Origin of the sequence: Actinocrispum wychmicini, from assembly GCF_004345645.1 — a bacterium.
Classification (GTDB): Bacteria; Actinomycetota; Actinomycetes; order Mycobacteriales; family Pseudonocardiaceae; genus Kibdelosporangium; species Kibdelosporangium wychmicini.
Genome location: NZ_SLWS01000009.1, coordinates 429,414 through 451,158 on the forward strand (window position 1 = coordinate 429,414; position 21,745 = coordinate 451,158).

Sequence of the window (21,745 nt, forward strand, 5' to 3'; positions counted from 1 at the left end):
GCTCGAAAGCCTCTGGTAGGTTCACGGTGGCTTGTCCAGCGCGGCGAGGAGGGCACTGTGGACTACCGGCGTATCGTCAAATTCTTCGACCTGCCCGAGGGGTATGTCGCGCCGACGGAACTCGCGTACGAGGACATCCGCGCCAGGGCGATCACCCGGAAGGACCTCCAGGAGGACGTGAAAGGCATCAACGCCAGCCTGGAGATCATCCGACGGACCCGAGGCGGCGACTGGCCGTCCGAACCGACCACCGAGGAGGACAACTACGCATACCTGGTCTGGCACGAGCTCGAATTCCGCGAAGGCTATTCGTTCGCATATGCTGTGTACGATGTAAACAATCGTTATCTCGGCTGCTGCTATCTGTATCCGATGGGCCGGCGCGGCGAGTTGGACGACGACCTGATCAAGTACGATGTCGACGTGAGTTGGTGGGTCACTCCCCCGGCGTACGACCAAGGCTACTACGTGAAGCTGTACCAGGGACTGCAGCAATGGATCGCCGGAGACTTTCCCTTCGACAAGGCGTACTACTCGAACGCCGAGATTCCGAGCTGACCGAATCTGAGGATGGCGATGCCGTCGTTGGTACCGACGGCGAGCCCTACGCCGGCGATCCCGGTCAGCGAATTGATGACCGCCCCCAGCGGAAACGAGCACAACAGCCAGCCGGTGTCCGGGTCGCTGATCCGCAGGATGTCGTCGCCGTCGGCAGTGGCGAGCAGCGGGTGTCCAGCCGTGTTCATAACCACGGCGGCCAGTCGCGCGGCGACGAAGCCGCATTCTCGGGAAAGTCCCGTGTCCAGGTCGACGATGTGGACAGCGTCACTGTTCGGGTCCGTGGTGGCCATGAGCGGCTGGCCGGTGATATTGACGACGGGCGATTCCTTCCAGGGGTCGACGATTCGCAGGATATCGTCCTCGATCGTGGCGAGTAACGACCGGCGACCGGAGCCGGAGAATGGCGCGATCGCTTTTATCCCCGCCATGAGGCTTTTGTTGAGGATTCGCTCAGTGCGGCTCCTGCGTGTCGGCGAGACGATTCGCACGCTGTTGTCGCTGCCGACGATGGCGAGCATCCGACGTTGATCAGTGCCGGCGAACGGGGCGATGGCCTGCGTGGCGGTCCGGGTGCTGATGAACGGGCTCGTCATGGCGCCGTAGGTGGGGTCGATGACGCGTATTCCCCGGAGGTTGGCGACGGCGAGTAGTGGCTGTCCGTCGATACCGGTGAAGGCGGCGGTCGCCCGTACCGTGCCGATGCGTTCGATCCAGTCCGAACGCGTACTGGTACTGGGCAGGGGATCCCAGATCCGTACAGCGCCGTCACTGTCGCCGGTCGCCAGCAACGCCTGTCCGCTGGCGCCGGTGAACTCCGCGATGACACCCTGGGCGTCGCTCTGATCGCCCATGGCCGAACCAACCGGTCTGCTGGTGACCGGATCCCAGATCCACAACTGCCCAGCCACACTGCGGATGGCGAGCAGAGGACGCCCGTCGGATCTGCGGAGTGCCACGACAGCCCGCGCCTCGACCGGGGGTGTCATACCGTAGGCGTCGTTCAGATCGCGGCCGACCCGTTTCCCGGCGGCCGGATCCCAGACGCGAACGACGTGGTCAAGCCCGCTCGTGGCGAGCAGTGGCCGTCCGTCGGCGTCCGCCAGGGCGATGACCACCTCGGCCCAACCGGCGCGTCCGCCGAGCGCTGGACCGACCCGGCTACCGGTCGCCGGGTCCCAGATCCGTACCGTGCCGTCGACGCCACCGGCTGCCAGCAGCGGCCGGCCAACGCGGCCGATGTATGTCGCGAGCGCGGATATCTGACAGGACGCGAACAGTGCCGGCCCGGCCTCGCGACCAGTCAGCGGATGCCAGATCCGTACTGTGCCGTCGGCACAACCAGTCGCGAGTACGGTCCGTCTGGTGCGGTCGACGAAGGCGGCAAGAGCACAGATGGCGCCAGTACCCGCGGTGATGGTCGGCGCCGCGTCCGAACCAGTGACGGCGTTGCGGATCCGTACGGTGCCGTTGGATCCGCCGATCGCGAACACGGGTCGCCCTGCGATCGCGAAACCCGCGAGCGACGTGGGGCTCGTTGCCTGTGCCGCGACGATCACGGGTCCGACTTGGTCGCCGGTGATCGGATCCCACGTTCGGATCGTTCCGTCGCCGGCCATCGCGGCGAGCAGCGTTCTTTTCCGGTCGGGAAGCACCACGATGCCGGTGACGGGGTTGGTGTGGCCGGTCAGGGTGCGGTGCGGTGGCCGCTGGACGAAGTCCGCCCAGTGCACCGACCACGGCAGGTGCCGATTCTCGTGTGGACGGTCGGCGGGACGCGCGATCGCGGCGTGCCGGGCCATGGCGAGCTGTCGCAGTCCTGCCCGGTCAGCGGGCGCGGCCGTGGCGAGCTGGTGGCCGGCGCCGATGACGGCGCCGATCTCGGGCGGCAACGGGAAGCGCGCGAAGGCGGTGCGCATCGCGTCGGCGGCGACGGCCTTGGGGTCGAGCCGGTCGATGACCATGGGGTGTTCGCCGAGACAACGCCACGCGTCGCGGCCGCCTGCACCGGCGTGTGCCGAGAGATAGGTCTGGAGGTACGGGTTCAGGCCGTCAGTCTGTTCGGCCGCGGCGACCAGGCCGCGAGTGATCTGGTTGTGGGCTTCGGCGGCTCGGTTGCTGTCGCTGGTGAGATGTTCCTGGAAGGTGCGGTGGGCCAACCGATAGACGGTCTGACCGTGTTCGGTGTCGAGCATCAGGTACGGCGCCCCGGCTTTCACCAGCGCCGCGATGGTGGCGTCGGTGACGGGGATGTCCGGGGTGAGCGACAGGGCGACACTGGTCCAGACGCCGTCCCGGATGGGCAGGCCGCGGCCCTGGCTGAACGCGAGTGCGGACAGCAAGGGCCGGTAGGCGGGATTCGCGGCGGCCAGCCGGTCCACCGCCTTGGCGAACAACGAACGGTGATCGCCGCCGAGCAACAGGGGTCGGGCGGTGTCGAGCGTCAGCAGTGTGCCCTCGGCCAACAGTTCGTGCACGGCCAGCCGGGCGAACAGGAACTCCTTCCCGTTGACGCCAACCTCCCAGCTCACGGCCTCGATGACAGTCCGGTCGACGCCGAGCCGATGTTCCGCGGCGGTCAACCGGTTGCGGACGTACCTGATCAGCGCCTCCTCGTCCCGCTCGACGCTGAGCACGTCGGCCGTGCCGAGAGCGTCCAGCAGGTCCTGGTCGACCGGGTCAGGCCGGTCAGGCCCTTCCGCGGTCGAGCGGCGGGTGCCGACCACGACGCGAACGGACGGGATCGCCGCCAGGGGGCGGATGATGGAGCGGGCGATGGTGAGCGGGTCGACCGCCTCGTCCAGGGCGTCCATCAAGATGGTCGCCGCGGTCATCCGCTCACACAGCCAGTCCGCGTGACCGACGTCGGGCGGGGTGCCGAGGTCGAACGCGACCGCCAGCCGATGGACGATGTCGGGGGTGGCCAGGCCGGTCAGGTGCAGTGCGGCGTCGAACACGCCGTCCGGCGGCTGTTGGTCGTCGTCGAGCGACTGAATCAGGCCGTGCCGGACGAGCGCGTCGCGAACCCGATACTGGCTGTACACCAACACATTCCCCAGCAACGCGGACTTGCCGGAACCGGCTTTCCCAGTCACCACAAGCAGTCCGTCGCGGCGGTCGCGCAGCCACGTGACGATCCGGCGGCGCTCGGTCTCGCGTCCTTCGAAGTACCAGGAGATCTCACCGAGTTCGGCGCCTTGGGCCTTCGGGACGAAGTGCCGGATCTCGTCGTCGGACAGGGCCGCGAGGACGGCCTCGATCTCGGCGACCACGTCGACCGTCGCGGTGAAGCCGGCGGGCAACGGCGTCCGCCGGCGCAGCGTCGCGGTCTCCACGTTCTTGGCGACCACGGCCGCGCCCGGCAGCAGCCGCTTGAGCTGCTTGCCGAGGTCCCACAGCTCGACCGTCTCGTTAGCGCGGTAGATGTCGTCCAACGCGGTCCGTAGCGCGAAACTGAACCTGCCCAACGACGTCGATCCCTCGCCGGACGTGCCGATCAGCAGCAGCCGGCGGGCGCTCTGCAGGTCGTCGAGTGCCGCGTTGAGCAACTCGACGAACCGGGCCGACTTGCACGTGTCGACGATCACGATCGTCCACGACTGGTCCGCGCCGGCGTCCTCGTGGCGGGCGACGTGATAGGCCAGCCGTCGCGGGTCGATGCCTTCGGCCCCGATCGGTTTCGGGCTCTGCGCGTGCGCCAGGTACGCCGCCCGATGGTCGGATTCGCCGTGACCGACCCAGTACAGCACCGCGTCTCCCGGCGCCGAGCTCGACCACTGGCGCAGGCGTTGGCCGATCGCGTCGTCACCGCGTTCGGCCGCCGGGGTGTCCCAGCCGACCACGACCCCGCCGAAGTCGGCCAACAGGTCGGTGACCACCTCGACCTCCGGATCCACGTCCAGGTGGGGATGGTGGGCGTACACGCCGACCGCGACCGGGAAGACCTCCACCTCAGCCATCGGCGGCCAGCACCAGTTGGGTCACCGGCGAACCACCTCCGCCCGCCACACTCACCCGGTACAAGCCCGGCGCGGGCACCGTGACCGCCGCCTGGATCGCGCCGGACCGCCGATGCAACGGCGGTTGATCCACAGCTCCGGTCGCCGTGTCGACCACGCTGCACACCGCGTCCCTCGGGCTGTCGACCCCGGTGACTGTCAACGTCCACGCGCAGTCCGGTTGGACCACGTCCGGGACGTCCATGCCGAAGTCGCCGTCGCCTAGTCTGGCCGCGTGCGGATCGCGTCCGGTGATGACAGCCCGGACGAAGTCGACGGCTTCCGCGGTCCGGGCCAACGCCCCATGCTGTTGTGCCAGCGGCGACGCGGTCTCCAGCTCGGCGGAGTTACGCGGCACGGTGCCGTCGCCGCTGCCGGCCACCCGCACCAGACCACCGGACTCGTCGCGGACCAGTGTGCCGTCGGAGTTGACGCGAAACGTGTGATACCTCGGCTCGACGACGCCATCCTTGAGGGTCAGGCTCTGCACAGTGGGCTGTTCGACGCCCATCAACGCCCGATGACCCGGCAGCGGCGCGTCGGTGTGACGGTCCCGCGATGCCACTGCGAGGTCGTAGTCGCCGCCCAGTCTTTCGACATCGGACGGCTCCAGTCTCCTTACGTCGTCGCCGTCGTCCACACAGCGGTACGTGGGCAGCAGGTCGTGCACGCCGGGTAGCGTCCTGGCGAGATCACGCAACCGGCGGCGGGGCAACGTGATCGGCGCGTCGCGACCGTCGTTGAGCATGACGGCCGCCTTCGCCGCGCCCTCGAACGGCGTCCCCAATGTGACGCTGGCCCGGACATTCGCCGTGGCACCGGGAATCAACGACAGCGCCCGGACCAGCAGCCCGCCCATGGAGTGCGCCACGAGCACCAACTGCGCGGAACGTCCATCGGGCTGAACCGCGCGGGCCTCAGCGTGGCGAGGGTTCGCGCGCCACCGCTCCAGATGCCGGTTCGCCGCCTCCGCGAGTCGAATGGCGTTGTCCGCCACGGGAAGCCGCCAGTCGTAGCCGAACTCCAGGATCGCCGCCGAGTCGGCCACCACCCCCCGAACACCGTCAACCAGCTTCGTGTACGGCTCGAAGCCCGCCAGCACCGGGGCGAACGCCGGGAACCGCAGCAGACCCGTCGCCGTGACCCGGCCGACCCGGCCGTTACGCTCGTCCTCGGTCAACCGTAACGCCGTCATCGCCGCCCCCGAACTCCAGGCGCTGACGTACCACCGCGGATCCCGCAAGCCCCATAACTCCCGCCCAGTGGCGGTCTCGACCAGCCGACTTCCCATGATTCCAGGAACAATCACCACCGCGTCCTGCGAGACCGCCGCCCTCATAGCCGCACACTCTAGTTTCGGTCGCCAACACCCCGCACTGACGGTGTTTTCGTACCTCCCGGTAACAAATCCGGCGAACCGTACGAGGAGCGCATAGGACGCTCTGGAGGGGATCATGCGGAGATCGGTCGCTGTTGTCGCAGTCTGCTGTCTCGTGCCGTTGGTCGCGGTCGCGCCGAGCGCGGCGGCGTTGCCGTCCGGCTTCACCGACCAGGTGGTGTTCGCCAACCTGGAACAGCCGATGGCGGTGGACTTCAGTCCGGACGGCCGGGTGTTCGTGGCCGAGAAGAGCGGGCTGATCAAGGTGTTCGACGGGCTCGGCGACACCACCCCGACCGTGTTCGCCGACCTGCGCACCAACGTGTTCAACGAGCACGACCGCGGCATGATGAGCATGACGTTGGCGCCGACGTTTCCCGCCGACCCCTCGGTGTACGTGCTTTACTCACATGACGCGGCGATCGGCGGTACCGCACCGCGTTGGGGCACACCGGGCGCGACCAACGACTCCTGCCCCAACCCACCGGGCGAGACCGGCGACGGCTGTGTGATCTCCGGCCGTCTGTCCAAACTGGACTCTACGAAACCCGGCGGCGGTCCCGAGCAGGTGCTGATCGAGGACTGGTGCCAGCAGTACCCGAGCCATTCCGTGGGCGACCTGCAGTTCGGGCCGGACGGATACCTGTACGCCAGTGCCGGTGACGGGGCGAGCTATGTGTTCGCGGACTACGGCCAGGCCGGCAACCCGAAGAACCCGTGTGGCGACCCGCCGGCCGGGGTCGGCGGCAACCAGACTGTGCCGACCGCCGAGGGTGGTTCGCTGCGGTCCCAGGACATCCAGACCCTGGGCGACCCGACCGGACTGGACGGCAGCATCATCCGGATCGACCCGGCGACCGGCCAGGGCGCGCCGGGCAACCCGATGATCGGCAGCCCGGACCCGAACAACCGCCGGATCATCGCGACCGGCCTGCGCAACCCGTTCCGGTTCGCGTTCCGGCCCGGCACCAGCGAGATCTGGGCGGGTGACGTCGGCTGGGGCACGTGGGAGGAGATCGACCGGGTGGCCGACCCGACCGACGGGTCGATCGACAACTTCGGCTGGCCCTGTATGGAGGGCAACCAGGTCAACGGCGGCTTCAACTTCGGGCTGACGATGTGCGACCGGATCTACAGCGGTGCCGTGCCGGTCGTCCCGCCGCACTTCACGTACAACCACGGCGACCCTGTGGTCGCTGGCGACGGGTGCAACGCCGATGTCGGGTCGTCGATCTCGGGCACGGCGTTCTACAACGGTGACGCGTATCCCGCACAGTACAAGGGCGCGCTGTTCTTCGCCGACTACAGCCGGCGCTGCATCTGGACGATGTTCCCCGGCGGCAACGGCGTTCCCGACCCGGCGACGAGAATCGGCTTCCGTACCAACGTCTTCCCGGTCGACCTGAAGACCGGACCGAACGGCGACGTGTTCTATGTGGACATCGCGATGGGTGAGGTCCACCGGATCCGGTACGCGTCCGGCAACCAGCCGCCGACCGCGTCCATCACGGCCACCCCGACGCAGGGTCCCCTGCCGCTCACGGTGTCGTTCAGCGCCACCGCGTCCAGCGACCCCGAAGGTGCCGCGCTGACGTACACCTGGGATCTCGACGGCGACGGCAACTTCAACGACGGCACCGGCCCGACCGTCAGCAAGACGTACACGACGGCCAAGGTGTACCCGGCAGCTGTTCGGGTCACCGATCCCGGCGGCCAGTCCGACGTCGCCGGCAGGCAGATCTTCGCCGGCACGACCCCGCCGACAGCGACTATCGCCACGCCGACGCCGACGCTGACGTGGGCGGTCGGTGACACGGTCACGTTCAGCGGCTCCGCGACCGACGCCGAGGACGGCCCACTTCCCGCGTCCGCGCTGAAGTGGAGCCTGATCATGCACCACTGCCCGACCATCAACGCCTGTCACGAACACGAGCTGACGACGTTCAACGGTGTCGCGAGCGGGAGTTTCGACGCGCCGGACCACGACTACCCGGCGTACCTGGAACTTCGCCTCACCGCCACGGACAGTACCGGCGCGACGGCCACGACCAGCCGCCGGATCAACCCCAAGGTGAGCACGTTGACCGTGGAGACGAGCCCGCCTGGTCTCACCGCGACGCTCAGCGGCAAAGCCGGTCCGGCGCCGTTCACCGCGCAGGCCATCGTCGGCTCCCGGCTGACGTTGTCGACCCCGCAGACCCAGTCCGTTGGGCCGAACATGTACGAGTTCCAGAACTGGTCCGACGGCGGCAGTCGCGTGCACGACATCTTCGTGGACACGGCCGACCGGACGTACCGCGCCAACTTCACGCGAGTCGCGGGCGGCGACCCGTCGCTCGTGGCCGCCTACAGCTTCGACGACGGCGCCGGGTCGACAGTGCTCGACCGCACCGGCAAGGGCCACATGGGCACATTGTCCGGCGCGTCGTGGAGTCCCGGGCACACGTCCGGCGGGTTGTCGTTCAACGGCGTGGACAACCTCGTGACCATCCCGGACGCGGCCGACCTGCGGCTGGGCAACGCGATGACGTTGGAGGCGTGGGTCAAGCCGACCGCGAACAACATTTGGCGCACGGCGATACTCAAGGAACGTCCAGGCGGTCTGGCGTACGCGTTGTACGCGGCTCCCGCGTCGGGTTACTTCGTCAGCGGCAACGACCAAAGCGTTACAGGTCCGAGTGCGTTGCCAGTGAACACGTGGTCGCATCTCGCCGTCACGTACAGTGGCACGACAATGCGGTTGTACGTCAACGGGACCGAGGTCGCCACGGCGCCGGTCACCGGTCCGATCACGTCGTCGACGTCGCCGCTGCGGCTGGGCGGAAACCTCATCTGGGGCGAGTACTTCGCCGGCGAGATGGACGACGTCCGGATCTACAGCCGGGCGTTGTCCGCCGCCGAAGTGACCACCGACAAAGACGTCCCGGTGGCCGGCGACGGCGTGCCGCCGACCGCGCCCACCAACCTCACCGCGACGGGCGGCGTCGGCACGGCCAGTCTGTCGTGGACTGCGGCGACCGACAATGTCAGCGTAGTCGGCTACGACGTGCACCGATCCACCACGGACAGCTTCACCCCCAGCGCGTCCACAAAGGTCGGAACCGCACCCGGCACCACCTACACGGACGCAGGTCTGCCTGCGGGCACGTACTTCTACCGGGTCGTGGCACGGGACGGTTCAGGGAACACGTCGCCGCCGTCCGGGCAGGCTTCAGCGTCCGTGACCGGAGACACCACTCCCCCAACGGTCACACTGACCGCGCCCGCCAACGGGTCCACTGTGTCCGGTCCGGTGACGGTGTCCGCGAACGCCTCGGACACGGGCGGAATCGGCGGCGTGACGTTCAAAGTGGACGGTGCGACCATCGGCTCCGAGGACACGACGTCGCCGTACTCGGTGTCGTGGAACAGCACGGGTGTCGCCAACGGGACACACACTTTGACGGCCGTCGCACGTGACGCGGCCGGTAACACGACCACGTCAGCGGGCGTGACCGTAACCGTCAACAACACGTCTTCGCTCGTGGCGGCATACAACTTCAACGAGGGCTCCGGCACGACGTTGACCGACCGAACCGGTCGTGGCCACAACGGCACCGTCGCGGGTGCCACGTGGACCGCCGGGAACACAGGCGGGGCGCTGTCGTTCAACGGGACCAGCGACATGGTCACCATCGCGGACGCCAACGACCTCGACCTGACGTCGGCCATGACCGTGGAGGCATGGGTCCGCCCAGCCGCCGGCACGCCCAACTGGCGCAGCGTCCTGATGAAGGAACGCACCGGCGGCCTGGTCTACGCGCTGTACAGCGACAACGCCGCCGGCCACCCAGCCGGCTACGTCGGGATCGGCTCGACCGACCGGTCCGCGACCATACCCGGCACGATCCCGGCGACCACGTGGACCCACTTGGCCGTGACCTACAACGCCACCACGATCCGCTTCTACGTCAACGGAACCGAGGTCGCCTCCACCCCGAGCACGGGCAACATGGCCGCGTCGACCGGCGCGTTGCGGATCGGCGGCAACGGCGTCTGGGGCGAGTTCTTCGCCGGAGCCATCGACGACGTCCGCGTCTACAACCGGGCACTGACCGCCGCCGAGATCGCCACCGACCAGACCACCCCCATCCCCTGAGAACCGCACACAGCGTGCCAGTCTTCAAGACCCACCAACCCGGGGTTGGTGGGTCTTGAAGACCTCCGGTTCCCGGCTCGACTGGTTCTTCACAGAACGGGCCGGTGGCCTGGTCCCTGTCGGCCGTGGCGGGGAACGCCGGGCCATCGCGCTCGCCAACCCCGGGCTCGGCGGCGCCCCCTACGCCACGCCCACGTTGTGGGCCGCGATCCAGTACCTCCGGCGAGTGCCTTTACCGCACGTGAATCAGTGTTTCTCGCCCCACGCGACCACCGCGGACATCGGGATGACGATTTCGCCGTTCACACCTTTGAACTGTGACGCGGTTTCCCGCACCCGTTCTTCGATCTTCGCGCGGGCCGATTCGTCCTGGCCGGCCAGCAAAGCGCCGGTTCGGACCGTTCCGTGCAGGTAGGCCGGGAACAGTTCGTCGATGTCGGCCAGCCGCCACGCCAGGTTCAGTTCCCCCGTGTGGGTCACCGCGAAACCCGCGGCCGTCAGTACGGATCCACACTTCTCGGGGCTGCTGTAGTGATAGAAGTCCGGCCCTTCCGGCGTGTCCACCGGCTCACCGAACTCCATCACCGCATCGGACAACAGGGAGAATCCGACCGTCTTCTCCGGTGACGCCCACGCGGTGAAGCCGAATCGCCCGTTCGGCGCCAACACCCGATATGCCTCGCGCACCGCGCGTTCCGGGTCGCCGAGATGGAGTATTCCGAAGTTCATGGTGACGCGGTCGAAAGTGCCGTCCTCGAATGCCAGGTCTTCCGCGTCTCCCTCGCGAAAGTCAAGAGCGGGAAAAAGATTCTTCGCTTTCTCGACCATCGGCCCGGAGAAATCAATTCCGATGACGCCACCGCCCCGGCCCGACGCACCCGACGCGACATACCCTGGACCGGTCGCGACGTCCAGCAGCCTGGTCCCGGCCGCGACCCCGACGAGGTCCAGCAGGGACTCGCCGGCCTGCCGGGTCAGGTCGCCCCAGCCGAGGTGGTACCTGTCCACCACGCGCCGCCACCTGGACAGCTCGAAGGTACGGAAAGAATCCAGATCCTGCGACATCGTTCCTCCAGCGCCCGTGCGACGAGACTCTCGTCGAGAGCGATACTAGCGGAGATCTTCCGCGCGCTCTGACCGGTCGCGCGGCGCTCGAATCGTGCCAATTGGCATTTCGTCCTGCCCGCTCGGGCATCCGATCGGCCGCGTAAGTCCAACCCGATGGAGCAACGATTGTTCGCAGGTTCACGAAGTCGCTGGCGACCATCCTGGCCACCAGGTAACGTCGGGACGGAAGGAGTCGCGTGTTGTGACAGGGGGATCTTTGTCAGTCGTGCGGGATGAGCCCGACTGTGCCGGTACCGATGATCTGGCTACCGCATATGTCGAAGTCGTGCGCGCCGTCGAGAATTGGATCGAGCCGAGGTTACCCGATCTGCTCGGAATCGGCGTCGACGTCGCCGCGCTGACCAGGAAAGCGGCCGATCGCGCCGTCGACGACCTGTTCGCGCTCGTCCAGCGCGACCCGGCCGGCATGGGCTCCTGGGAATACGTTTTGGACAGCTACGCGTGTTTCCAAGCCATTCTGGCACATCGTTTCACCCACGGTTTACTCACCTGCGGACAAGGCGATCCCCGGCGCCGCCGGACAATGGCGCGGAAGCTGTCCGAAGAGGCCAAAGTGCGCACCGGGGTGGAAATCCACCCGGCCGCCACGATCGGACCGCGATTCGTCGTCGACCACGGCATCGGCACGGTCATCGGCGAGGACGTCACCATCGGCGCCGACTGCTACGTCCTGCAGGGCGTCGTCCTCGGCGCGCTCGGCATCGCCGACAACGTCGCCGGCAGGCGGCACCCCCGGCTCGGCGACCGGGTGCAGGTCGGCGGGTTCGCCCGGGTCCTCGGCCCGATCTCGGTCGGCGACGACGTCACCATCGGCAGCCACGCCCTGGTCCGCGCGGACGTCCCCGCCGGCGCCCAAGTCGTCGTCCTGCACCAGTACCAGATGGTCACCGGTCCCCGGCCGATCACCGTGTACGGCGTGGAGGCGCTCGGCGAGTACCGCTTCCGGCTGCACGGCACCGGCCTGGACCGCCACGGCGTGGAAGTCGACCTGCTCGGCCCCACCCACCTGCCGCTCGCGTCCGGCGACTGGTCGGTCCTGCAGGGCAACGCCAAGTGCATCACGGTCCAGATCTCGCCACGGGCCCACGGCCTGCGCTCGGTGGCGCACATCCGGCTCAGGCACGCGGGGTCCGAGGTGACCGTGGGCATCCCCCTGGCCAAGCGGCACCGAAAAGGCCCGATCCGCCACCCGGCATCGCGATGAACAACCAGCCTATCCCCGGTGCCCGTAGCCAATGTGAGTCTGGAGATCACTGTCGATGTCCGCACCCGAGATCGAGCAACCGCGTCCGGTCCAGGCGTCGGAGCGTCCCCGCGGGCGGAAAGCCTTGGTGGCGCTCGCTTTCGTCGCCGTCGTGCTGATCTGGGGGTCCACCTGGATCTCCATCAAGTTCGCCGTCGCCGACATGCCACCGCTCACCGCGGCCGGACTGCGCTTCGTGGTCGCGGCCCCGGTGTTCGTCGCCGCCTGCCGGATGATGGGCAAACCCATGCGCTACCCGCGCAAGCTCGGCTGGTTCTTCGGCTTCATCCTGGTCTGTTACTTCACCGTCCCGTTCTTCCTGCTGAACTACGGTGAGCAGTTCGTGTCGTCCGGGCTGGCGTCGATCTGCGTCTCGTCGGTGTCCATCCTGATGATCATCTTCAGTGTGCCGATCCTGCGGGCCCGGATCACCGGCACGCAGTTCGCCGCGACGCTGATCGCCTTCGTCACCCTCGGTGTGCTCATCACGCACTCCCAGGGGGTCGCGGTGAAGAGTGTGTGGGGAGTCGTTGCGCTGCTTGCCTTCGCGGTGATCCACGCGCTCGCGTACATCATGATCAAGAAGCACGGCGCGGGCATGCACACGTTGACCATCAACACGATCCCGATGGCGCTGGGCGGCATTCTGCTCACCGGGGCCGGCCTGCTCTTCGAACGTCCGGGGTGGGACGTCTTCACTGTGCGCAGCGTGGGCGCGACGCTGTATCTGGGTGTGGTCGCGTCTGTTGTCGGGTTCGCCGTGTACTTCTGGCTGATGCAGCGGATGGACACGGTGACCGTGTCGTTCGCCTTCGTGTTGTTCCCGATCATCGCGCAGGTCCTGGCGCTGGTGGTGGAAGGCACCCCGTTCGACTGGGTCAGCGTGGTGCTGATGGTCGTCATCCTCGGGGCGTTCGCGGTCACCCAGTGGAACCAGCGTTCGGCCAGAGCGAGCGAACCACAAACGCTCGACGCGGACGGCCAGCCGACTGACAAAGCCCTGGCCACGATCTACGAGCACGCGGCCCGGGAGTACCCGGCGGAGGCGTGTGGATTCGTCCGGACCAGCGCTGTGACGTGCTGCCAGAACGTCATCGACGACCTCGCCAGCCAACGGCCCGGGGACTTCGAGCGGATGAGCGGGACCGGATACGCGTTCGGCGCGTCCGACCTGCTCGACCTCGGCCGCTCCTTCGACGGGGACGATCCGGTGCGGATCATCTACCACTCCCATCCCGACGTGGGCGCCTATTTCAGCGACGAGGACCACCGGTACGCGGTGGTCGACGGCGTGCCCGTGCACCCGGTCCGTCACCTGGTCGTCGACGCTTCCGGCGACGGCGTCCGCGGGTCCCGGCTGTTCGAGTTCGATCCGCACGACGGCCGCTACGCGGCCGTCGCCACCTTCGGCCAGCCGCGCGACCGGGCCGCCACGGCCGGGAACCAGGAGTGACCATGGCGTTCGACAAGGGCATCGCCGACTCTGTTCTCGACGTCATCGGCGGCACGCCAGTGGTCCGGTTGTCCCGCCTGGAACCGGATCTGGGCCGGGAGGTCCTGGTCAAGCTGGAGCTGCTCAACCCGGGCGGCAGCCACAAGGTGCGGATCGCGCTCAGCATGATCCTGGCGGCCGAACGGGACGGCGAACTCGTCCGGGGCAGCGGCCAGACCCTGATCGAGTCCACCGGCGGCAACACCGGGATCGGCCTGGCGATGGCCGCGGCCGTCCTCGGCTACCGGCTGGTGCTGGTGATCCCGGACAACTACAGCCCGGCCAAACAGCGCCTGCTGCGCGGCTACGGCGCCGAGGTGCGGCTGTCCGACCACCGGCTGGGCAACAACTCGCACGCCGACATGGCGCTGTCGCTGCTGTTCGACAACCCCGACTGGGTGATGCTGAACCAGCAGGCCAATCCGGCGAACCCGGAGATCCACACGCGCACCACCGCGGTGGAGATCATCGCCGCGCTGGACCACCGGATGCCCGACGCCCTGGTGGCCGGTGTGGGCACGGGTGGGCACATCACCGGGGTGGGGCGGGTGCTGCGCGAACACAACCCGGCGATGCGGATCGTGGCCGTCCAGCCCGAAGGCTGTTCGTTGCGCGAGAACAGGTTCGTCGGCCACTCGATCCAGGGCCTGGCGGTCGGCCTGGTGCCCGCCGTGCTGGACCTGGACCTGGTCGACGACGAGGCTCAGGTCTCGTACGACGACGCCGTGGCGATGATGCGGCGGGTCATGCGGACCGAAGGTTTGGCGGTGGGGATCTCCTCGGCGGCCAACCTGGTCGCGGCCCTGCGGGTGGCCCGGGATCTCGACGAGGGGGCACGTGTGCTCACGTTCGCGTATGACGGCGTCGGGGATTATCTAGACAGTCTGACCGAAGAATGATCCCGAAATCGGTGCTGCCGAGGGTGCTCGGTTCGGACCTGCAGGTGCCGCTCGCCGACGGCGCCACAGCCACGTTCGCCAACTTCGACCACGCGGCGACCACCCCGTGCATGGCCGCCGTGGCCGAGGCCGTCAACGACTTCCTGCCGTGGTACGGCAGCACGCACGGGGGCGCGGGCACGTTGTCCGAAATGGCCACCGCGCGGTTCGAGGAGTCCCGTCAGGCGGTGCGCCGGTTCGTCGGCTGCCGCCCCGACGACTACCTCGTCTTCACCCACAGTACGACGGACGCGCTGAAACTGCTCGCCCAGGCCGTACCGGAAGACGCCACGGTGGTGGTGTTCGACAGCGAGCACCACGCCGTACTTCTCCCGTGGCGCAACGTACATCGACTGCCGATACCGACGTCCGTCGACGCCATGCTGGCGACGCTCGACCAGACGCTACGCGCACAGCGCGGCACGGTTCTGGTAGCGGTCAGCGGCGTGCTGAACGTGACCGGGGAGCTGGTGCCGCTCGAGGACGTGGTGGCCGTCTGCCGCCGGTACGGCGCTCAGATCGTGGTCGACGCGGCGCAGCTCGCCGCCCACCGGCCGATCGACATCGGCGCGCTCGACGTCGACTACATCGCCTTCAGCGGGCACAAGATGTACGCGCCGTTCGACATCGGAGTCCTCGCCGGCCGGCCGGACTGGCTCGCCGACGCCCACCCACGACTGGCCGGATGCGGGGCGACCATCGGCGTCGCCGACGGCGTCACCGAGATCAACTGGGCCACGGGCGAGTCGCGGCACGAGGCCGGTGCGCCGAACGTGGTCGGCGCGGTAGCCCTCGCCGCCGCGTGCCGCGCGTTGGAGGTCGCCTGGAACTCGTTGATGCCGTACGAGTCCGCGCTGCTCGGCCGGCTTCGTTCCGGGCTGGTCGAGATCCCGGAAGTGGTGGAGTTGTCGTTGTTCGGACCGGCCAGCGACCGGCTCGGCATGGTGGCGTTCGTGGTGGACGGGCTCGACTCGGCGCTGCTGGCCACCGCCCTGTCGCTGGAACACGGGATCGGCGTACGGCACGGCTCGTTCTGCGCCCAGCCGCTGGCCCGCCACCTGTTGCGCGGCGCGGGCCGATCCGCGACCGCCACCGCGCTCCGGGCCAGCTTGGGCCTTGGCATCAACGTGGCGCACGTCGACCGGCTGCTGGACGCGGTCCGGGCGATCAGCGAAATCGGCCCGCAGCTGTTCTACGTCTCGGCGAACGGCGCGTGGTGGCCCAGCACCGAGGCGACGAGTTCCCGCCTGCGGGCCCGCTAGGTCGTGTCTCGAAGTCCCCGTTCGATGAGAGTCGGGATCGAGGTGGTTCCTGGCGTCGCCGCAGGAGCGCCCGAATACCGGTGTTGTATTTGGGCGTTTCGGCGGTGGCGCCAGGAACCACCTCGGCCCGGCTATCGCGGACGGGGACTTCGAGACACGGCCTAACCCACGACCTGCCCGCCGACGATGGTCAGTTCCGGCGTCAGGTCGGCGAGTTCCGGCGCGGTCATCGGATCCCGGTCCAGCACGACCAGGTCGGCGAGGCGGCCCGCGGTGATCGATCCCTTACGGTGTTCGGCGTGCTCGAAGTACGCGGCATCGCTTGTCCACAACCGGATCGCCTGCTCCCGGGTGAGCCTCAGGTCAGGCGGCACCTCGGCAAGCGGGTGTGCACCGGCCCCGACGAACGTGGCCAGTCCGCGCCGCCAGTCGGGGAAGCACACGGGCGCGTCCGAGCTGTCCGCGACCGGCACACCGGCGGCGAGCAGGGCACCGGCCGGGAACGCCCGGCTCCAGCGGTCCACACCGATGGCCGCGCTGATCGTGGCGCCGCTTTGGGCTCTCATCAGGGAGCTGGTGATCACTCCGATCTGGTGCTCGGCGAGCCGGGGCAGCGTGTCGTCGGCGAGCAGTGTGCCGTGGATCAGCGCGTGCCGTGCCTGCGGCCACGGATCCGCCTGCTGTGCTCGGATGATGCCGTCGATGGCGGCGTCCGCGGCGCGATCCCCGGTGACGTGGATCTGTGCCTGGAGCCGGTGCCGGTGCACGGTCTCGATGAGGTCCATCAGCTCACGGTGACGCGCGTCGTCATCGCCGCCTTGCGTCACCAGCTGCCCGAAGCCGCCGTTCAGGTATGGCCGGTGCAGCCACGCCGTGCCGTGGCTGGGCACGCCGTCGGCGAACAGTTTCACCCCGCCGATCCGCAGCCAGTCGTCGCCGATTCCGGTTGCCACGCCGGTGTTCCGCAGCATGGTCGTCAGCCGTTCCGCCGACGTGGACGGCGACGGCCAGTCCCAGTGCAGCAAGGTGTTGACCCGCACGGTCAGCCTGCCCTGCTGGTGCAGCACGGCGTAGTCGCGCAGTAGTTCCGGGCTGACGATCGGGTCGGTCACGCTGGTGATGCCCAAGCTGTTCAGCACGCGCATGCCGTCGACGATCACGTCCAGCCGGTCGGCCGTCGTCGGTGCCGGTGCGTGCTGGGTGACCAGGACACCGGCGGACTCCAGCAGCACCCCGGTGGGCTCGCCGGCTGCGTCCCGCACGATGATCCCGCCGACCGGATCGGGGGTACGCCGGTCGACTCCGGCCACGCGCAGTGCGGCCGTGTTCACCAGCACCGAATGCCGGGACGCGTGGTGCAGCACGGTCGGACGCCCGTCAGTGACCTCGTCGAGCACGCTGCGGTGCGGGCCGTCCGCGCCGAAATCCGCGATGTTGGCCTCCCGCCAACCCTCCCCCACGAGCCAGTCCCCGTCCGGACGCAACAGCGCCTCGGCACGCAGCAACGCCTGCAAGGCGGCGACCGAGTCGGTGGTGGTCAGGTCGGCGTTGCGCCGGGACTGCCCGAACATCGCCAGGTGCAGGTGCGCGTCGTTGATGCCGGGCAGCACCGCGCGGCCGTCCAGGTCGATCACCTGGGTCGCCGGGCCGATCAGCTCGGAGACGGAGTCGTCGGTCCCGACCGCGATGATCTCCTTGCCGGCGACGGCCACGGCTTCGGCGATCGTGAAGTGCTCGTCCACGGTCACCACCCGGCCGCCGCGCAACACGAGGTCCGCGGTCACCACCCTGCCTCCAGGACTCGGTCGAGCGCCTCCGTGAGCTCGTCCGCGTGTGCCCTGGTGAAGGTCAGCGGGGGTTTGAGCTTGAGGACGTTCCACGCCGGACCGGTCGGATACACCAGCACGCCTTCCTCCTTCAACCGCTCGCAGACAGTCAACGTCTCCGCGCTGGCCGGCTCTTTCGTGACGCGGTTCGTCACCAGTTCGACGCCGCTGTAGAGCCCCTGGCCGCGTACGTCGCCGATCAGGTCGTGTCGGTCGGCCAACTCGCCGAGCCGGTCCCGCAGGTACTGCCCTACCGTGAACGCGTTGTGCTGCAAGCGTTCCTCGTCCACCACGCGGAGCACTTCCAGGCCGACCGCGCAGGCGACCGGGTTGCCGCCGTACGTGGAGAAGAACCGGCCGGCGCGGTCGAAGGCCTCGGAGATCTCCCGGGTGGTGACCAGCGCCGCCACCGGGAACCCGTTGCCCATGGCCTTGCCCATGGTGACGAAGTCCGGCACCACACCCTGGGTCTGGAACCCCCAGAACGCCTCGCCGAGGCGGCCGAAACCCACCTGCACCTCGTCGGCGATGGTGAACGCGCCGTGCTGCCGTGCCGCGGTGTGGATCGGTGCGAGGTATCCGGGCGGCAGCACGATTTGCCCCGCACCGGCCAGCAACGACTCGTACAGGAACGCCGCCGGCGCACGGCCGTCCGCTGCGAGCCGGTCGAAGGTGTCGGTGACGTGACTGGCGTACTTCGCGCCCGCCTGCGGGTCTTCGTGGCCGTAGTCGCCGCGGTAGCGGTCCGGCACGGGTGTCGGATGGGTGGTTTCCGGCTTGCCGTAATGCTTGTAGCGGGACGGGCTCACGTCGGCGACCGTCGCGGTGTAGCCGTGGTACGCGTCTTCGATGATCACCACGTCGTCCCGGCCGGACAGGTACCGTGCCATGCGCAACGCCAAGTCGTTGGCCTCGCTGCCGGAGTTGACAAAGTACACAACGTCCAACCCATCGGGCAGCGTCGCGGTCAATGCCTCTGTGTACTCAGTCAACACGTTGTACACAAACCGGCTGTTCGTGTTGAGGCGACTAAGTTGCCGGGCAGCGGCGGTGACAACCCTGTTGTGGCCATGGCCGAGCAATGTGACATTGTTCAACGCGTCCAGGTAGCCGCGGCCGTACTCGTCGTAGAACCGGCAACCCTTGGCCCGCACCATGGTGACCGGCTCGCTGAAATACGTCGGATGGGAATGCGGCAGGTGCCGTTCCCGAGCTTTCAGCGTGCTCTCGGTGACCGACCGCCACGCCGAGCCGAGCAGCGGAGTAGGGTCAGCCAGGAGTGCTTGCCAGACCGGAGCTTCCTCGGGGCCGACCGACTCGGGCAGCCACCCAGCGGCGGGCACGACGGACACCCGCACGGTCAGCCGCCCGTCCGCGCCGACCACCCCGATACGTTGCCCTTCCGCCACTTCCCCAGCGACCGAAGTGGACAGTCCGGTGTAGATGGTCCAGAACCGCACTCCCGGCGCCGGCTCGTGCCGAAGCACCAAGTCGGCGCCGACCTCCGCGGTGCCCGCGAGCGGCGCCGACACCGGTGTTCCCGGGTCCGCGAACACGTCGACGCCGGTCCGCAGGGCGCCACCGGAGGCGAACCGAGGCTCGCCGTACCGACCGACGGCCGGCCGGGCGGCGAGGATCGCCGACGATTCCGCTGCCAGCAGCGCGGCCGAGTCGCCCGGGTCGGCGTCGTCGAACACCGCACTGCCCGCCGAGAGGTCCAACTGTCCGAAGTGTCCGTCCACAACAGACGAAGCAGCAGCCGTTGCGAGCCAGTCGGTGACAACCGCGGTGTTGCGATGCGCGGGAAAGCCACAGGCGTGCCGAAGCGTGGCCGTACCGACGTCGGCCGGAATCGCGGCCAACGATCGCACAAGGTCTGCCGCAGCAGGCGATCGGTGGCGCGGATCGCCGTGCTCACGTCCCGCGGCCAAGCGGGCGGTGGTAGCGGCGACCGTCGCCGCGCGGATCGCCACCAGCGGATACAGCAGATCCACCTCGGCCGAGGTCAGCGGGCACACGCGGTGATAAGCGGCGGTCAGCGCTGCGGCCACCCGCAACGGGTCGGGCTGGCCGCGCATCGTGCTGGCGCACAGGACGGCCAGGTCGGTGACCCGAGCGGCGATCTGGGCGTCGCCGAAGTCGATCACCCCGACCACCCGCCGCCGCGGCCCGGGACCGACCAGCAGGTTGAAGGCGTTCAGGTCGTGGTGGACGACCTGCTGTGGCAGGGTGGGCAGCCGATCCAGCAGGGGCAGGAACTCGGCGGCCACATCCGACGAGGCCAGCACTGTGCGAGCGTGCGGGAACTCCCAGTAGTGGGCCGGAGGTGGCTGCGGGTGCTGCCAGGACGCGGTCGCGGCGGCCAGCCGACCGGCCGTCTCGCCGATGTCCGCGTACAGTTCCGCGCTCCGACGGCCCGCTTCGGCCAGTGGAGTGCCAGGCAGCCAGGTGAGCAGGCGCGCGACCAGGTCGGGCCGGGACGGGACAGCGATCACGTCACCGACCACTCTGGGCACCGGCAGGTCCGGCGCGGCCGACGCCAGGTGCCGCAGCAGTGCGTTCTGGAACCGCACCGCCACCAGGTCGTCGGCCGAACACACCTTGAGCACGTACGAATTGTCGACTCGTATGTTCTGGTCGGTCTCCCCGGCGAGCGGCCGGGTATCCACAGCGGACACTCCGAAGCCGTTGTGCAGCAAATCCCTTAGCTCGGAATCGCTGAGCCGAGGTACGCCCGCGGTGATCCGCCGGTACCGTTCGTCGGTGGCCGGCGTCATCCTGTCTGCCATGTCGTCCATGCTTGCACGGTCTTGCTGTAGTTGGCGGTCCACCAGTCCGCGTTGATGAACACCTGGTCCGCCGCGTGGTCCGGGCCGAGCACGTCGACCTGCCGTTGCAGATCGTTCCGAACGGGCTTGGAGGAGGTGTTGGGGGAGCCGGCCGCGGACAGTTCGGCGAACCGCGCGCCTTGTTCCGACCCGGAAGCGAACTTGATCAGGTCCACCGCCGCGTCCTTGTTCTTGCTCCCCTTGGGCACGACGAGCACGTCCCAGGTCACCGGAACCTTGGTGGGCACCCGTTTCCACTGGGTACCGCCGGCCTTCAGGGTGGAGTACGCGCGGGCGCTGACCACCAACGCCATGTCTGCCTGGTTGTCCACCATGACCTGCTGCTGTTGGCCGTATGTCTGCGCCAGCGTCAGGTTGCTGCGGATCCGGTCATACACCTTCAACGCCCGGGGCACGTCCATCGGGTAGAGCTTGTCGGGGGCCACGCCATCGCCCAGCAGCGCGGCCTCCAACTGGCCGATGGACGGATCCTTGGCGTACAACACCCGCTTGCCGGGGAACTTCACCGGGTCGAAGAAGTCCGCGAGCCCGGTCGGCGGATTGGCGCCGTACGTCTTCTCGTTGTACATCAACATCAAGCCGAACAACGCCGTCGGCACGCCACAGTCGGACAGCGTGCCCGGCGGGAAGTTGTTCTTCAGGTCGCCGACGTCGATCTTCTCCAGCAAGGTGCCGCAGTTCTCGCGCGCCATGAACGCGTCGGTGTCCACGACGTCCCAGGTGACCCGGCCGGCCTCCACCATCGCGCGCAGCTTGGCGTTGTCCGACGGCCCGTCCAGGACGACCTTCACCCCGGACTGCTTCTGGTACGGCTCCAGGAATCCCTGCTGCTGCCCGTCCTGGTAGGCCCCCTTGCCGTACGACACGAACGTCAGCGACTTGCCGCTGTCCCCGCCAGTGCTGCACGACGCGACTAACACCGCCACCGCGGCCAT

General features: G+C 68.5%; 12 protein-coding genes and 1 pseudogene. 7 read left to right on the forward strand and 6 right to left on the reverse strand.

The genetic code is table 11. The features are described from left to right. Nucleotides 1-57: 57 nt before the first annotated feature. Nucleotides 58-558, forward strand: coding sequence for a GNAT family N-acetyltransferase (locus EV192_RS37295; protein WP_132123329.1), 501 nt, complete (start codon nucleotides 58-60; stop codon nucleotides 556-558). Here EV192_RS37295 and EV192_RS37300 read toward each other — a convergent pair. After that, nucleotides 531-4,517, reverse strand: a complete 3,987-nt coding sequence (locus tag EV192_RS37300) for a WD40 repeat domain-containing protein (RefSeq protein WP_132123330.1) — start codon at nucleotides 4,515-4,517, stop codon at nucleotides 531-533. The two genes, EV192_RS37295 and EV192_RS37300, sit on opposite strands and share 28 nt — an antisense overlap. After that, nucleotides 4,510-5,895, reverse strand: a complete 1,386-nt coding sequence (locus EV192_RS37305; protein WP_207926489.1) for an esterase/lipase family protein — start codon at nucleotides 5,893-5,895, stop codon at nucleotides 4,510-4,512. Before EV192_RS37305 ends, EV192_RS37300 begins: the two co-directional genes overlap by 8 nt. A 115-nt stretch (nucleotides 5,896-6,010) precedes the next feature. Between EV192_RS37305 and EV192_RS37310 the strand changes: the two genes are divergently transcribed. Both EV192_RS37310 and EV192_RS56340 read left to right on the forward strand, forming a co-directional pair. Then, nucleotides 6,011-10,072, forward strand: coding sequence for a LamG-like jellyroll fold domain-containing protein (locus tag EV192_RS37310; protein WP_165960834.1), 4,062 nt, complete (start codon nucleotides 6,011-6,013; stop codon nucleotides 10,070-10,072). Between the two features lie 94 nt (nucleotides 10,073-10,166). Further along, nucleotides 10,167-10,292, forward strand: a pseudogene (locus EV192_RS56340) (cupin domain-containing protein); the annotation flags it as partial. A gap of 26 nt (nucleotides 10,293-10,318) precedes the next feature. On the opposite strand, the gene EV192_RS37320 reads toward EV192_RS56340, so the two are convergent. Next, the gene (locus tag EV192_RS37320; RefSeq protein WP_132123331.1) at nucleotides 10,319-11,137 is read right to left on the reverse strand and encodes a class I SAM-dependent methyltransferase; all 819 of its coding nucleotides are present in this window, start codon (nucleotides 11,135-11,137) and stop codon (nucleotides 10,319-10,321) included. 328 nt (nucleotides 11,138-11,465) lie between these two features. On the opposite strand from EV192_RS37320, the gene EV192_RS37325 reads away from it, so the two are divergent. The 4 genes from EV192_RS37325 to EV192_RS37340 are packed head-to-tail and all read left to right on the forward strand — an operon-like array spanning nucleotide 11,466 to nucleotide 16,135. Further along, complete coding sequence (locus EV192_RS37325; protein ID WP_207926491.1) at nucleotides 11,466-12,404, forward strand: serine O-acetyltransferase; 939 nt, start codon at nucleotides 11,466-11,468, stop codon at nucleotides 12,402-12,404. Between the two features lie 55 nt (nucleotides 12,405-12,459). Continuing rightward, the gene (locus EV192_RS37330; RefSeq protein ID WP_132123332.1) at nucleotides 12,460-13,896 is read left to right on the forward strand and encodes an EamA family transporter; all 1,437 of its coding nucleotides are present in this window, start codon (nucleotides 12,460-12,462) and stop codon (nucleotides 13,894-13,896) included. A 2-nt stretch (nucleotides 13,897-13,898) separates the two neighbouring features. Beyond that, on the forward strand, nucleotides 13,899-14,834 hold the full coding sequence (locus tag EV192_RS37335) for a PLP-dependent cysteine synthase family protein (protein ID WP_132123333.1): 936 nt from the start codon (nucleotides 13,899-13,901) through the stop codon (nucleotides 14,832-14,834). Further along, nucleotides 14,831-16,135 carry an aminotransferase class V-fold PLP-dependent enzyme gene (locus tag EV192_RS37340; RefSeq protein WP_132123334.1) on the forward strand — a complete coding sequence of 435 codons (1,305 nt, stop codon included), beginning with the start codon at nucleotides 14,831-14,833 and terminating at the stop codon, nucleotides 16,133-16,135. The genes EV192_RS37335 and EV192_RS37340 overlap by 4 nt, the downstream gene beginning before the upstream one ends. Nucleotides 16,136-16,296: 161 nt before the next feature. Here the strand turns inward: EV192_RS37340 and EV192_RS37345 are convergent, their stop codons facing one another. The 3 genes from EV192_RS37345 to EV192_RS37355 are packed head-to-tail and all read right to left on the reverse strand — an operon-like array spanning nucleotide 16,297 to nucleotide 21,745. Continuing rightward, nucleotides 16,297-17,919 carry an amidohydrolase gene (locus tag EV192_RS37345; RefSeq protein WP_132123335.1) on the reverse strand — a complete coding sequence of 541 codons (1,623 nt, stop codon included), beginning with the start codon at nucleotides 17,917-17,919 and terminating at the stop codon, nucleotides 16,297-16,299. Next, complete coding sequence (locus EV192_RS37350; RefSeq protein ID WP_132123336.1) at nucleotides 17,916-20,759, reverse strand: aminotransferase class III-fold pyridoxal phosphate-dependent enzyme; 2,844 nt, start codon at nucleotides 20,757-20,759, stop codon at nucleotides 17,916-17,918. The genes EV192_RS37345 and EV192_RS37350 overlap by 4 nt, the downstream gene beginning before the upstream one ends. After that, nucleotides 20,735-21,745, reverse strand: a complete 1,011-nt coding sequence (locus EV192_RS37355) for an extracellular solute-binding protein (RefSeq protein WP_243727329.1) — start codon at nucleotides 21,743-21,745, stop codon at nucleotides 20,735-20,737. Before EV192_RS37355 ends, EV192_RS37350 begins: the two co-directional genes overlap by 25 nt.

What these genes read in the sequence shown, in the direction of transcription:
- EV192_RS37330 (WP_132123332.1), top strand. Translation starts at nt 12,460, where the DNA reads ATGTCCGCACCCGAGATCGAGCAACCGCGTCCGGTCCAGGCGTCGGAG.
- EV192_RS37305 (WP_207926489.1), bottom strand. Translation starts at nt 5,895, where the DNA reads ATGAGGGCGGCGGTCTCGCAGGACGCGGTGGTGATTGTTCCTGGAATC.
- EV192_RS37310 (WP_165960834.1), top strand. Translation starts at nt 6,011, where the DNA reads ATGCGGAGATCGGTCGCTGTTGTCGCAGTCTGCTGTCTCGTGCCGTTG.
- EV192_RS37300 (WP_132123330.1), bottom strand. Translation starts at nt 4,517, where the DNA reads ATGGCTGAGGTGGAGGTCTTCCCGGTCGCGGTCGGCGTGTACGCCCAC.
- EV192_RS37320 (WP_132123331.1), bottom strand. Translation starts at nt 11,137, where the DNA reads ATGTCGCAGGATCTGGATTCTTTCCGTACCTTCGAGCTGTCCAGGTGG.
- EV192_RS37350 (WP_132123336.1), bottom strand. Translation starts at nt 20,759, where the DNA reads ATGGACGACATGGCAGACAGGATGACGCCGGCCACCGACGAACGGTAC.
- EV192_RS37355 (WP_243727329.1), bottom strand. Translation starts at nt 21,745, where the DNA reads ATGGCCGCGGTGGCGGTGTTAGTCGCGTCGTGCAGCACTGGCGGGGAC.
- EV192_RS37335 (WP_132123333.1), top strand. Translation starts at nt 13,899, where the DNA reads ATGGCGTTCGACAAGGGCATCGCCGACTCTGTTCTCGACGTCATCGGC.
- EV192_RS37340 (WP_132123334.1), top strand. Translation starts at nt 14,831, where the DNA reads ATGATCCCGAAATCGGTGCTGCCGAGGGTGCTCGGTTCGGACCTGCAG.